This window comes from Capilliphycus salinus ALCB114379 (genome assembly GCF_047276495.1).
GTDB lineage: Bacteria > Cyanobacteriota > Cyanobacteriia > Cyanobacteriales > Microcoleaceae > Capilliphycus > Capilliphycus salinus.
The window spans coordinates 3,469,939-3,484,420 of the sequence record NZ_CP178543.1 but is presented as its reverse complement, the minus strand read 5'-3'; the positions used below and the strand labels follow the sequence as shown (position 1 = coordinate 3,484,420).

The window sequence follows — 14,482 nt, the reverse complement described above, 5'->3', positions numbered from 1 at the left end:
TTCTTGAAATAGGAACTGTTGTAACAGCGATCGCTTTTGTTTTTCCATTACTCTTTCCATTACTCATTATGCTTGGCATGGAAAACAGATTTATCTATTAATTCCTCTAAAGCGTTTACTTTTTCCACTAATGCTAATATTGTCTGTTGTTGTTCTTTGACGACGCAAGTAAGCACGGTGATAATATTGTCGGGATTGATTGCTTTTCTGTCTTGAGATGAAATTATGTCAGGAACTGCCTCGGCAATGAAACCAAGCTGTGGCTGTTTTTGCTCATCTGCTTTTAGGGTGTATTTAACTGGGTTCAGTCCGTTTAATGTGGCAAACGCTTCTTTGATGGACAGATCAACAATATTGTCTTTTATCTCTCTAGAGGAAGATTTTGCCAGACTGGTAGTGTACCGAATGTTGCCGTGGTAATCTATCGTTAACTTTGGCGAGCCGTTTGTAAAAAATTTGAACCCTCCGTAGCCTGAAATCCAACTGGTTGCTCCCCATTGAAACCAGGAGTCGCTGAACCAGCCAATGCTGTAGTGGCTCATGCTTTTCCCGTCATAGGTAAACTTGTCGTTGGGATTAAGTCCCATAACTCTGTTAGTATCAATTTGAACGTGACCTTCACTTACAGTTAGTTTCTGGGTGGGCGTATTTGTGCCGATGCCAACATTACCGTTGTTAGGAATAAGCGCAATATGATCTCCAGCATCATTAGCTGTTCCAATTTCAAAGACCGTATTTTCTCCACTACTTCCACGTCGATAATAACGAATCCAAGCTTTGTCACCACTTCCTCCAAATGGATCTTTCGGGAACATTATTCCGTTATTTTCTGAATTGCCAACACTTGGCTGTATAGCATTAGTAATAGAGAGTTTACCTGCGATCGCTGTATTTCCCTGTACTTTCAAACCATCAACCCCAGTAGAAGATTTCACATGAAGCTTGGCTTCTGGTTCATCAGTGCCAATTCCTACACAACCAACCTTATTATTACCAGAGGTTTTCTCCCGATATACCAGAGGACCTTTATGAATGGGGACGGTAATATATCCATCCCAGTATCCGGGAATATTCTCATAATGAACATAAAGATTGGCATAACCAGAAAGGAGTTTAGTTTTCAGATTGCTAATCTTGAGTCTTAAAATTTCTTCGCGATTTTCCTTTTGCAGCGACCATCCCTGTTTACAAATAAAATTCCACCTTGGGGTTATTCCTTGTTCTTCTTTCCCTCCAAAAACCCAATGTTGTTGACCCTGCTCAATAATTAGGTGGAGATTATCTGCATCTGTTTTCTCAACTAAAGCCCAGTGTTTTGCATCATTCTCTGTAATTGCAACATCAAAAGAGATCGTGAACTTAGCAGCTTGATCGAAAGTGCTTTCACTATCAAGTCCCTTGAACCCTAATGATCCGTTCTGATTCAATTCAGATTTAATTACTTGTAAGGTTGTTGACTGTTGTATTACTTCTTGTATTTGAGTTAGATTATCAAAAGATAATAATTCTCCCAGCTTTGTTGCGATGGAATTGAGGTCATCCTGTGAGACGATACCCAAACTATTAATTATAATTGTAGCAATTTCACTTTTGTCATTCTCTTGTAAATTAAATTGATCTACTTCTTCCTTTAACAGCTTGAAAGAAAGAGATTTTTCCGAGGGATTTGACTCGATCAATGAATCCAAATTACCGAAAAAATTTCTAGTTTGATCTCTGTAGCTTGTGTCTTGTTCTAATTCCTTGAGAACTGCACCAAAGTTAGAAATTTTCTCTTGAAGAAACTGAACAATATCTTCCTCCCATCTTGTTGTATTCGTTTCTGTTATTTCAGGAGATTCTAAAAAAGTCAATGAAGCACTTGGATTGGGCAAGCTTTGAATTGTTAGAGTTAATTCATTTTCGCTACCATCATTGAGAATTGTATTAGAACCCAAAAATCCTACATAGAGCGGAATTTGTTTTTTACCCCGCTGATTAACAATGTTGAGATATTGTAAACGATTTCCACTAATTTTTTCATTAGAACCTTGATACTGAAGATAATTATATTTAATTTCTACTCGTGTTCCCCGTGAACCGCCCCCCGGTGCGGCACCAATATTTTCGAGAGTTAGAGTAATCCTTTCGCCATTTTCAATCACTCTAGAATCAGCACTATTTAGCAACAGATAAAACCTACTATCCTGCTGCTGCATCTGCCAACCTTTGTCTTTTTCTTTCAGAGTAATTTGTTTGTCTTCGTCTTCAGTCAATAATAACGTGCCAGGTCTGAATGAGATACAAAAATGATAGTTTTCCAGAGTAGCTTGATTATCAACTGACTGAAATTCTATACTTTTCCCAGAAGTATTAACAATCTCAATTCGTAGCGACTGCCTCAATGCACCGTCATCAATACTGAGGATATTTTGTCCGTCCTCATCCTGTAAGAAAATCTGAAAAATATCGGGACGGACAGCAGTTAAAGTTGTAGCGTTACCATTTGAACTTGTCATTTGAGAATCCTTTAATTGTAATTAAGTGAATGAATCGATAATCAAGTTATTTTTCAAGCCTTATTTCAGGCTGATTGAGTTGTTGATTTAATTCTTGCTCTCGCATTTTCTTCGCTTGTAACTGAGCCTCAGCCTGAGCTTGAATTTTATTGATTAATTGAAAAACTTCGACGTAGGGACGCTCTCCCAGAGACTCTAGGATTTTATTGAGTTCTTCAAGTGTCAAATTAATAGTGATTTGTTCCATGAGTTTAGTTTAGTTCTTTTAATGATAGATGTCAACAAAAAGTCAATCAGCTTTATGAAGGTAGTTCTGTCTGTGTTCCTCCTGAATCTGGATTTTTACTTAAAACTAACCAGCCCTCTCGGATTTCTTGAGAGCCAGAAAAAGTGGCTTGAGAAGACACTGAGTTAATACTGACTTCCTGTAAATCCAATATCTTGTTAATCAGATCCTCCAATTTTACCAAATCTCCTGTAAGAATTTGTCTGTTGTCTTTGGATACAATTTTAGCTTGGTTCCGGGATTGTTCATTTTCAGTAAAAGCTTTTAGCCAGTTTTGATTGAATAACTCTTCCCAAACTTTTTCTGGTTCTGGATTTATTTCTAATTTATTCTCAGAATAAGATTGGATGAAAGCCATTTTTTCAATCGCTGGAGTCGTCAAAATTTCTGACCAATTTTCCCTTCCTTTTTTCTCCAACCAAACCCAATCAGAATCGGGAACTGTTGGTAAAGGAAGATTGAGACTACCTTGGTTAGTTTGTTCTGTCAAAATAGGAGACGTTAGGAATGTCACCTTAATATTAGCCAATGCCTCAGTATAATGTTCAGGAGGAATATTAATCACTTTACCAGGCAAAATCCCCGATGTTGCATGAAAGACTCCTCGCGGATCGACTAACATGGTTAAAGTTTGGTGAGGACTACTAATAGATTGAATAATATTAATTGCACCTTCTGCTACTTCTGGATTTGTATCCGGATCTATAAATTGAGTTTCAATCTTTTCAGATTCATTAAGATCGCTTTGTTGAGCATAAAAAATATTATTTTCATACTCATAGTCTTCTCCGGCTATGATCCGTTCTTTCCAATAACCAATCACCCCATCATTGAGTTGTCGATATTCTCCAATCCGAATTGGAACCTTAATCTCAGTTAAGTCATTAGTATCTCTTTCCTCAAGCGATCGCATTTGCTGCATTTCTTGACGAAAAATATGCCAATCTTGGTTAATAGCGGGTTGTCCTTGCAACTCTAGATTTACTGATGTTCGTACTAGGGCGATGGGACGACCCATCAGTAATGCTAAACTTTGGTTCTGAGCAAAATTTTCTGGATCGATATTATTGAGAGCATTGTTCAGACAAAGATTAAAGTTTTTGACAAAATCTCTTCCCAAAGTAATTATAGTTTTTACCATTTTATGCAAATGGGTATTCGATATATTGGGAACTTCTTGCCCATCTATTATTGTGGTAGGTAGCGGACTGTTTCCCGGCGCATTATCCCATTCTCCATTGATATTAATAGACCCCAAAGCTTGACCTTCATTATCGTAAATCATCAAGCTACCATTTAAGTTATTAGGAAGTATCCACCCACAAATTGGAGTTGTATTTGGAGCATCATTCGTTTCTCGATTATCTCGGTTATTTGCTGATAACCAACGGAAATTAATCCGACAAGGTTGAACAAAGCGAGGGGGAAAGGTAATGCGATTATTCTCCTTGGCTTTCATACTCTCCGGCTTAATCACATATTCTTCTAAATCAACCTTCCAATGCAGATTTCTAACTTGTCCAAAAGTATCAACTAATTGCAAGTCAATAATCCGCATTTCCCCAGAACGAATCGGACTAAAATCATCTAAAGGTTGGGGCGCACTTTTGATTTCACCTGCGACTGCTGCTTCAACTTCGTCTGTAAACTTTTGGTAATCTGCAAAACCAATCGGATCTTCAATTGCTAGTTGCAAGGTTTGTTTGTGCATTAGCAAAGCCTGATTAAATCCACCGAGGGCTTGAGATAAACAATTGAGTTTTTGTAGTAGTTTTTTAGCATTTTTAGCTGTTGTAACAACAGGATTAGTAATGGTTGCTTCCCCATGATCGCCATGTTTATCTAAATACTCTTCAATCCGCTTTTGCAACAAAGAATTAGCGTAAGGAGTTAAAATACTAAAGCCGCTGTAAATATTAGAATCTTGGTCAGTTTTAATGCGATTATTTGCTGTATCATCGACAACAGATTGAGCAGATTTGGGCGATAAATCTACATCGTTTGTCTCAAGGGAATAATTTTTGGTCAGAAAATCACTGCTATATTTGCGATTAGTAGAAGTTTTGTTGCTTCCATCAGCTACCGTAAATAACTCAACCAACCATTCCAATAGAATAGGATTCCAAGGTTGACTTTTCCAAATACTAAAGCCAGTACGTTCTTGATTTTCTTGAGGTTCAAGTTCATTAATCTTATCAAAAATAGTCTGAAAATTTTCTTGAATTAAACCTTTAATCGTTTGATTGGCTATTATTTGACATTCAAGTAACCCATCCTCACTCAAACGACCATCTTGACCATGCCGTTGACTTGCTTTTACATCTTCTCCTACCATTAAAACAACCGGTTCTTTGGCTTCCCAGTAACGAGGGCTGCCAACGATTTCTAAACTATATTTTTGAGGATAAGGTAATTTTTCTCTTTCCTTTTTATCAAGCTTATTATATTCATTTTCAAGCTTTTTATGATGGGTATTGATGACAGTAATTAAACTATTAATTTCCCCTGCTAGTTCAGATGATAGAGAATAATCAGAACCTGATGCACCACTCAAATTTCCGGTATCGTCTTGAAATAAATTCAATTTTCCGGTTGCATTTAACTTGTCTTGTAAAGGTTCAAGTCCTTTTTTTTGAATATAGTATTTTACTTCATCAATATCGGGATAGTCATCCCAACTATCTTCCGGAGGATAGGTAGAAACCATATATTTGTACCAGTCAGAAAAAAGTTGTCTGCGCCCGAAATTAATATCAGCTAAAGCCGAATCATATTCTTGCTGTTTCTGGTTGAGAGTATTGAGTTGAAATGTAATATTTAGGGGTAAATCAAGTTTCGTTTGCGAATTAGTATTATTTTCTGAATTAGATTGCTGTGTTTCCAACCGAATTTTCCACAAAAATCCTCCGGAAACTGCGTTAAATCCAGCTTCGTGGCGAATTTCCTGAAATTTTGCGACCGTATCTAATTTTTGATTTTCTAAGTTTTCTGCAAACTGTAGGGCTTCTAATTGTTCCTCAATGATAGCTTTTTTAGATTTATCAATGGTTTCAGCTAGATAAGCCGATAATGCCTCTGTTCCTGTATTCGCAACGGCTAGGCTAATATTCGCTTTTTCTAAGGGAGGTTGTCCTGAGTAGCCTTCAGGTGGCTTGAAGGTTAACCGAGAATAACAGATAATCTGGGGGGCTTCACTATCGGCAGTAAAGGTCTCATTTCCCCAATCCAATTTCCACTTGAATTCTTCTTTAATTGCATTAATGAAAACTTCAGAAGTGAGTTCTTCTGTGGGAAAATCCTCTTTGAAGCTTGTTTTTAAGTCTTTAATAAATTCACTAAAATAGTTCTTTTCGGGGTCACTATACCAGCCAATAACATCGTATTGGAGACCATCGGGTAAAGCAGTAGTATCATCGTATTTGGAATCGTGAAAACCAAACACACTCCGACAATTCGGATAAAACGCGGCAAAAGTTGGTTCACCATAACCTACCGCAGTTAAACGTTCCAGGTACTTGGCATTTGAGTTTTTTTCTTGTTGTTTATTCTTCCATTCTGCTAAAGTCAGTTTTCGTCCCAGATAGCGGAATCGTGGTAAATCTTGATTCGTTGCATCTTGATAAGGATAGGTGACGCTATCCTCCTGAAACCCGGCACTTGGCGGATACAGATAATCACTTTCAATAATCCAATTTTCAGTCCCGTCCTTGTCACGACGAGTGACCAGCCAACGATTAGGAACAGCAGGAAAAATACCATTGTCACTTTCTTTAGTCAGTGCATCCGGTAACGCCCAATGGAGGTGAATTCCTGGTTTTAGATAAAGGTTTTTATTTTGAAAGGGCTGAGAAACGATAGATTCGCTCAAGTTAACAGTATCAGGATTTACATCCCGCTTTCCGCTGAAGTAGGGAAGACGATTAAATTCCACCATTGCTTCTGCCACGCTCGTTCCGTATTTGAGATGTAAGGCATCAAGATGTATAGGAATCAATAACAATTTATTCATATTATTTTTATCAGACTATGACAAAAATGCTAGTTCCTTTGAAATGAACTAGAGAACAACTCCTTGTCGGAGAGTTGTCTAAACTCCAGTGAGTAAAAAACTTCAGCATTAATCCTAATTTAGAGCCACTCAGGTTTATTGACAACTCACTTATTCGTGTGACACTTATATTACTTAAGGTTTACAGTAGCGTGCCATTGAGATAAAATTCCGCAACAGCGTAAAAATAAACGGGCTAACCCTCAAAAACTTTGTCGTAAAATGCTTCATACCGATTGGGTGAAACTGAAAACTGCAATCTTTCAACACCAGCTTAACAACGGCATCAAATTTTTAACAGTCGCATTTGTGAGCGACATTTGTTGAAAAAGTAATCGCTGGTATCTCAACTGGATATTTTTTTAAAGTTTCCAACGTTCCTCGGCTCCTGAATTTGATTGAACCCTCCCAACTCCAAAGCGCCCATCGGAATTTTTCCCAAGTCGCTGAATTTATAGGAATTATCTAACCTTAGCGCTCAGGTGTATCAAAAACGAATGGGTTTGCAGATATAAGTTCCAAGTTTTGGCGAAGTATCAAGATGATTTTTATCGATAGCGGTTCTCCGATTTTAGTCAAACTATTTCCTGTTTTACTAGGCTGAGTTTGTCATCTTTTCGGTAAAATATGCGGTCAATATACCAGTGCGCGAGTCCTATCTCTGTACATCCCAAACTGTCAATTTGACAACTCCGTAAAAACACGGAGATATAAACTAACTTAATTCCGTAGTCTCACGGATACTTTTTTGAAGAAAGGAATGCTAAGTTAATTTGTAGTGAACAAATCGCCAGAAAAGCTCATACATTTATCCGTCAAAAAGCGGTTAACAGTTGTCCCTCATCGGTTATGGGGTTTATGTTAACAATACTGTACTAAGCGCATCTTCACGGAGAAGTGGTATCAAGTTTTCTCGCCAAACGTTTCATTCAGGCTCTACATCAACACACTAATTTTTGATTGCCCACGCTCCGGGCGTTTTACCTGGCGCATTGCAGTCAAACTGTTTCGTGCATTCATTTAGAAAATTAACCCAATTATGACTACCCTCAACTTTGACGAAAACACCTATCTCCAACAACATTCCGACGTTGCCGAAGCCGTTGCCGACGGACGGTTAGGAAGCGGCTTTGAACACTGGGTAAAGTTTGGTTTCAACGAAGGTAGAACCCCACAAATTCCCTTTAACGAACAGTTTTATCTCGACTTTCACCCCGATGTAACCGAGGCTGTTACTAACGGTAATTTTGCGACGGGTTTTGAACATTATGCTTTGTTTGGAGCCTCAGAAAATCGGGCGTCTGTTGGCAGTGAGACGCGAGAAGGTTCCCAACTTCAAGAGATTTTAGACCGGGGCTTTCTGCGGGTTGCTGTTAACGATGATGCCATTGGCTTTAGCAACCAAGAAGCCGACGGTTCTTTTACCGGGATTGGAATTGATTACAGTCGCGCATTAGCTACAGCTTTATTTGATAACCCCAATGCTGTAGAATTTGTAGTGGTTGAAGCGGGCGAAGATTTTAACAGCGTTGCCAGTGGAACCGTCGATATTGCCGCCACTTTGCCCACTCATTCCGTTCTCCGCGATGCCACTTTGGGAGTAGATTTTTCCCCTACAGTTTTCTTCGATACTCAAGGGGTTTTGGTGCGGGGCGATAGCGGAATTAATTCGGTTGAACAGTTGCAAGAAACCACAATCGGCGTATTAACAGGAACCCGTTCTCAACAAAATTTAGAAGATGCCGCCCAACGTGCCGGAATTACCTTAAATATCCAAACATTTTCCTCTCAAGATGCCTTATTTGCCGCTTATGATGCGGGGCAAATTGGGGCAGTTTCCATTAATCGCGGCGTTCTTAGCAATCGCATTCCCACGTTATCTAATCCGGGAAATCAAGTCATTTTAGAGGAGAATATTGGCAAAGAACCGTTGGCTTTTATTGTACCCGAAAATGAGTCCGAATTTGCCGATGTGGTGCGTTGGGTGGTTAACGCTCCCATTCAAGCGGAATTCTTCGGGATTACTTCTCAGAATGTAAATGAATTTCTGGATGGAAATAGCGACATCAAACGCTTTTTGGGCGTGCAAGGGAACTTGGGAGAATCTCTGGGAGTTGATAATGATTTTGCGCTGAATATCATTCAACAAGTTGGGAATTACGAAGAAATTTATAATCGGAATTTTGATGAAACTGCGCTGCCTCGAAATCTCAATGAATTGATGTTTGTTGAGGAAAGAGGTCTGGTTTATTATCCTCCTTTTTCCGGTAGCGATAAAGTGACTGTGCCGTTGGTTGATAACGACAATCGTAATGTTTTGCAGGAAGTTTTAGACCGGGGTTTTGTGCGAGTTGGGGTGAGGAATGATGCCCAAGGATTGGGTTTTGCGGAGGAAAATGGTAATTTAACCGGGTTTGATGTTGATTTCGGTCGGGTGCTGGCGGCTTCTTTATTTGGCGACCCCAATGCGGTTGAATTTGTGATTCAAACAACGGGTTCTCAGCGCTTTAGTGATGTTGCTAATGGTGTTGTTGATGTCACCAGTCGGAACGCAACTCACAACCTCAGACGGGATGCGTTGTTGGGGGTAGATTTTGCGCCGATTAATGTTTATGATGCTCAATTTGTAGACACCCGAAGTGATAGCGGAATTACCTCTTTTGAACAGCTTGAAGGTCGTCGAATTGGTGTCAGTGCGGGTACAACTTCTGAGACTCGGTTGCGTGAAAAACTTGACTCTTTGGGTATTAATGCGGAAGTCGTGGCTTTGGATAATTTCCAGACCCTATTTGACAGTTATATCAATGGGGAATTAGATGCGATAACGGGAGATGGTAGTTTAATTGTTTCCAGTATTCTCACCTTACCTCCCGAACTTAGAAGCCTGTCTCGACCGCTTCCAGAAGTCTTGGGAGAGGAACCTTTAGCAATGGTTGTGGATGAGAATCAATCCGAGTGGAAAGATGTAGTTTCTGGGGTAACTTATGCGGTTACGGAAGCGTTAGAACTGGGTTTAACTTCGGAAAATGTGACGGCTGAACTTGAGAGTTCGGACCCGGTTATTCGCCGATTTTTGGGAGTAGAAGGAAATGTGGGAGAAAGTCTCGGTTTGTCGAATGATTTTGCTTTAAATGCAATTTCAGCAGTGGGGAATTACAGCGAGATGACAGAGCGAAACTTCCCGGGTATTCAGTTCGAGGCTATCCTGCCTTATACCGAGGGCGGTAATGTATTCTCCGTTCCTTTTGCTTAATTTTACTGAGTTGGGGTGGTTTATCGGGCTTCGCCCTTGAAGGCAGAGGGCAGATGGCAGATGGCAGAAGGTTTGATTTATTTTCTACCTTCTTACTTTTGGGTTTAAGACCCCCACCAAAAACTTCGTGCGAGGTGGTTTGCGTTTAGTGGTGGGTCGGAATCCCCCACGCGCACGATCCCTCTGCCCTCTGCCTTCTGCCTTCTGCCCTCGTTCAACAATCGCCCTTACAAAAATTAACCCTTGCAGGAGTACGAGGGAGGAGAACAAATCGCTATAGAACGTCGAGCTTCCCAAGATTTTTCGGCTCGTTTGGATGACTTGAAACAGGTTTATACTCGGGCAATATTTTTATCCTACTTAGTCCAAAGAATTCCTATCACTCTTAAGGAGTGTTGGAAATGGTGGGGTAAACCGTTTGGGTAGGTTGTTCTAAACGGAAAGCGGGCTATCAAATAGTCTTTTTCGTGACAGCTATTATCACTTTTTATTGACAAACTTCTTCAAGGCAATCGATAACACTATTCGCCAACATCTCTATTGTATCCTGACTAACTGAAGGTTTGGATGCTATAAAATTAAGAAGCATTTTTTCTTTAAATGTTGCAACCGCAACTGTAAATACTTTACCAAAAATAGTGTTGGACGGAACAAAACTTATTTCTTCTATTTCTAAACCTCCATAGAGAGCGGGAATATTAACCCGACCGACATTGGTAACTGAAACGGTCAAAAAAGATAAATCGGGATGTTCAATATAGTATTCAATAATTCTTTTGAATATCATTACGGGCTTGAATATATCTTTTCTCTTCAAACCCAATTCTATCTTTTTAGAAACATCTCTCGATAAATCCCAAAAGGACATCTGGGGCTTGATTTGATGCAGCGAAGTGATCGATGAAGTTATAATGCCCATATCTTTGTTGCTAATGAGGGGTTCCAAACGCCTGCGTAAATCGATATATGAGCCACAATAAGCGTTAATTTTTCTGGGGCTTCCCATTCTAATTTTATTGGTTACTGCAAGTAACATTGCGGCGCATAAAGCGCCCTGTACCGTTGTTTTTTCTTGCCGACAAAGCTCAACCAATTTTTGGGTTAACTCTTTTTCCAAGTATTTATGAGTCATGCCGCAACTGCGCGATTCTCGTGGGACGGTCTTTTCTGGCTTTAATTGTTCCGGTTTATGGAATAGCATTTTTAATTTTAATTTTAACAAAAACCATTTTCCCTTGCTGACTCCTTTATTTCCTTGCATCCATTTGGGTAATAATTCATCCAAAAATGGAAGGGGAGATAAGCAATCAGCATTGATGGAATTTCCAGAGGCTATTATTTTATAAAAGTTCAAAATTTGTGACTGCAAGTTTAGAGAAGATAAGCCATCCGCTATGGCGTGGTGTATGGTTGTGATTAAATAGCTATCTATTTCCGAGTTGCTGTAAAGGATACACCTAACCAGAACTTTATTGCTATCAATCGTCTTGTTTAATTCTTCTCTAACAACATCTTGCCAATTTTCTTTTTGGCTAGGGTAAACTACAGACAAAGGAATTTTTTCGGTTCCGTCAGTTGTAAATTCGAGATCGTTCGGCGTTTCAATAATTCGACAATTTAGTAAAGGATGAATCCTTTGAACTCCTTCTAACGCTTTCCTTAAGAATTCTTCGCTAATTTTCCCTTTTATTCGGGCGATTGTGACTATGTTAAATGAACCATTTTGACGGTTCAATAGCTCCATTGCCTGTTCGGTTCCTGAAAGTACCCTGTTATTATTCATAAACTTAATAATTCTTTCCCGAATCTCCATTTAACAATTAACATGAAAAAGCGAAAATATTAAGCTTTGATAAAAAACGTTACGTTAACACATGAATTGTCCCCTTATTACTCCATATTTTTGAAACTATATTGAGGAGGCAAGGGCAAGTTAAAGTTGACTTAAAGAAAGGTTCTGTTGCCAACTCCTTGTTTGATGCAACATAACCCCTACTTTCCTGGAGTTTAAACCCGAAGTTAAACAATAAATCAATAACCCAATTCAATTCCAATTGAAAATTAATAAAATTTGAGCCAAACTAGACTAGATTCTTAACAGAACAAAACCCGCCCAAAATTTACACGACAGTGAGAATTATGAAATTACGAGGTTTTTCGCAAATAATTGATGCCGATTACATCGCACGGATAACGAACAATTCCAAGCCCCAAGATTCAGGAATTCATCAGGCGATCGGATCGTTTATACTTGCTTTTATGCTTGCGACTGGCATCGCAACGGCAACGGAGCGGCAACGGGTCGTCCCGGCTCAATTTCAAGGGGAATGGAGCGACAATTTGGAAAGCTGCGGTTCTCGTGGATCTCAAGGACAGCTTTTCATGAGTCCAGACCGTATCGAGTTCTATGAAAGTTCAGGTCCCATTAGCGAGATCGTTACTCATGGCAAATTTGACCTGGAGTTGACCGTTGAGTTGTCCGGCGAAGGACAGACTTGGCTTTCCAACAGGTATTTCCGGCTTTCCGACGATCGCAAGTCTCTAACAGATATAACCAATGGCAACCCCGGCTTCGTGCGTTACCGATGTCCGTAATTTACAGCCATTAGCCGTTTCGGTGTGATTCTGGATCGACTGCTTACGCAGGTGGATGCCGCCTGTGCTGCCGATCCCGACTGTAACGCCCTCTATCCCGATGTCAAAGGCACCTTTATCGCCGCCCACGATCGCCTGAAGCAAACACCAGGGTCCGTTAAATTCGTCAACACCAAGGGGCAAATCAAGACCTTCAAGGTCACTGCCGATGACTTTACTTCTGTCCTGTTTCAGATGGCCTATAGTAGCGGTGCGCCCTTTGTGCTGCCTGCCCTGATTGACCAGGCAAATGAGGGTAACTTTACCTTGGTAGCGCCGCTTCTCTACCTGTCGATGCTGACAGGAGGGGGGACTACCCAGGGAACTTACTTTTCTGTGAAATGTTCTGAAGATGTTCCATATACGGGCGCTTTGGAGGTCAAGGGGTTGCCTGCCTTTGCTCAGGATTGGGGCAACAAGCAACTGAAATCAGAAGTCGATAAATGTAAAGTGTGGGATGTTCCCGTCCTTGACCCATCCGCCCGCAAACCCGTAATTAGCGATACTCCAGCATTACTGCTGAATGGTCACTTTGACCCAATTACACCGCCCATTTTTGGGCAATCGGTGGCGAAAGGCTTGAAAAATCATTTCTTTGTTGAGTTTCCCGCTAATGGGCATGGAGCGATCAGGACTCCCTGCGCTAACTCGATCATGGCAGAGTTTCTGGCAAATCCTAACCAGGCTCCAAACACTGCCTGTGTCAACGAGCAAAAGGTGCAGTTTATCACCCAGAAAAATACCCTGATTGCGCCGCGAACCCGCTGGCTCGGACAATCGTTCTTCGATTTAAGCTGGCAGGCGATTCTTCGGCGGGTGGTGCTGCTGTTGGTGTTAATCCTGTTTCCGGTGGTCTGGCTGGGGATGATGTGGGTGGCATCGCTGCGCCGGAGAAGCAGTGGCAAACCTTCGGCTCCGGTTCCGGTGGGCGCACGCTGGGCATCTTGGCTGGGTGTGCTGCTGTCAGTCCTCAGTCTGGGCTGGATTCTGGCTCAGGGGTTGGCAATGGGCGCAACGCTGTTATCTGGGCATGGCGACTATGGCTTTGAGCAGCTTTTAATAGGCATCGATCGCCGCTATGCCTGGATTTATTTCCTTCCCATTGGCATTGCCGGGGTGTCGATCGGGATGCTAGTTTTTGCCATCCTGTCCTGGAAGCAATCCTACTGGGGCAAAACCCGTCGCTTTTACTATTCCTTTACCGCAGGAGTGGCGATCGCGTATACCCTGCTCCTGGCAGCGGCAGAACAATTAACCGTGTTTTTCTGATATCCTCCCCACGGCTAGAAGCGGGGGGGTTCCTCCTTCAACCTGCCGACTCAAAACCGTACCTGTTGTTGCAAGCGAAAAGTCAGAAACAGCATTCGGATAGGCTAACCCGATTTCAACCGTAGTTCCATCAGCGGTAACACCGATTGCCGGGTCGGGATCGGAAGCAGTGTCCGTATCCAAAATAAAAGAACCCGTTGAGCCACTTTCAGTTGTAAAGTTGAAATTTAGTAGGGCAGCCCTAGCTGGGGCTGTACCGAAAGTTGCCAAAGCTATAAACGTCGTTCCTAAAAATGTTAGGGGTAACTTTTGCATTGTTGCCTATCTTCCCAATTAGAAAAAGTGAGTTTTTCCTTGACCCAAAAATTCAGCGTGCTTCGTAACAGTCATAACAATCTCATCAATATTAACTCAAGTCAAGCGCTTTTTTTTGCCAATTTTGATATTTTTTTGTTTCTAAAAACGGTTCCCCAAAGTTAAACTTGTTTGCATAT

General features: G+C 40.9%; 9 protein-coding genes. 4 read left to right on the top strand and 5 right to left on the bottom strand.

The window, feature by feature from the left end; translation table 11 throughout:
- Nucleotides 1-59 precede the first annotated feature (59 nt).
- From ACL6C3_RS14470 to ACL6C3_RS14460, 3 genes are read right to left on the bottom strand one after another with little or no spacing between them, the layout of a single operon-like run.
- Nucleotides 60-2,498, bottom strand: coding sequence for a tail fiber domain-containing protein (locus ACL6C3_RS14470; protein WP_413167903.1), 2,439 nt, complete (start codon nucleotides 2,496-2,498; stop codon nucleotides 60-62).
- A gap of 46 nt (nucleotides 2,499-2,544) precedes the next feature.
- Nucleotides 2,545-2,745, bottom strand: a complete 201-nt coding sequence (locus ACL6C3_RS14465) for a hypothetical protein (protein ID WP_413167902.1) — start codon at nucleotides 2,743-2,745, stop codon at nucleotides 2,545-2,547.
- Nucleotides 2,746-2,797: 52 nt separating this feature from the next.
- A complete protein-coding gene (locus ACL6C3_RS14460) occupies nucleotides 2,798-6,793 on the bottom strand; it encodes a hypothetical protein (protein ID WP_413167901.1) in 3,996 nt (1,331 codons plus the stop codon).
- Nucleotides 6,794-7,871: 1,078 nt separating this feature from the next.
- Between ACL6C3_RS14460 and ACL6C3_RS14455 the strand changes: the two genes are divergently transcribed.
- Together ACL6C3_RS14455 and ACL6C3_RS14450 are read left to right on the top strand one after the other, a co-directional pair.
- Nucleotides 7,872-10,085 carry a transporter substrate-binding domain-containing protein gene (locus ACL6C3_RS14455; protein ID WP_413167900.1) on the top strand — a complete coding sequence of 738 codons (2,214 nt, stop codon included), beginning with the start codon at nucleotides 7,872-7,874 and terminating at the stop codon, nucleotides 10,083-10,085.
- Nucleotides 10,086-10,328: 243 nt separating this feature from the next.
- Nucleotides 10,329-10,511: a hypothetical protein gene (locus tag ACL6C3_RS14450; protein WP_413167899.1), complete on the top strand. Its 183-nt coding sequence runs from the start codon at nucleotides 10,329-10,331 to the stop codon at nucleotides 10,509-10,511.
- A gap of 61 nt (nucleotides 10,512-10,572) precedes the next feature.
- Here ACL6C3_RS14450 and ACL6C3_RS14445 read toward each other — a convergent pair whose 3' ends face one another.
- Nucleotides 10,573-11,868, bottom strand: coding sequence for a phthiocerol/phthiodiolone dimycocerosyl transferase family protein (locus ACL6C3_RS14445; protein ID WP_413167898.1), 1,296 nt, complete (start codon nucleotides 11,866-11,868; stop codon nucleotides 10,573-10,575).
- 356 nt (nucleotides 11,869-12,224) lie between these two features.
- Here ACL6C3_RS14445 and ACL6C3_RS14440 point away from each other — a divergent pair, with 356 nt between their 5' ends.
- Nucleotides 12,225-12,680, top strand: a complete 456-nt coding sequence (locus ACL6C3_RS14440; RefSeq protein WP_413167897.1) for a hypothetical protein — start codon at nucleotides 12,225-12,227, stop codon at nucleotides 12,678-12,680.
- A gap of 24 nt (nucleotides 12,681-12,704) precedes the next feature.
- The gene (locus ACL6C3_RS14435; protein ID WP_413167896.1) at nucleotides 12,705-13,988 is read left to right on the top strand and encodes an alpha/beta hydrolase; all 1,284 of its coding nucleotides are present in this window, start codon (nucleotides 12,705-12,707) and stop codon (nucleotides 13,986-13,988) included.
- Here ACL6C3_RS14435 and ACL6C3_RS14430 read toward each other — a convergent pair.
- A complete protein-coding gene (locus ACL6C3_RS14430; protein WP_413167895.1) occupies nucleotides 13,971-14,303 on the bottom strand; it encodes a hypothetical protein in 333 nt (110 codons plus the stop codon). The genes ACL6C3_RS14435 and ACL6C3_RS14430 overlap by 18 nt on opposite strands.
- Nucleotides 14,304-14,482 lie beyond the last annotated feature (179 nt).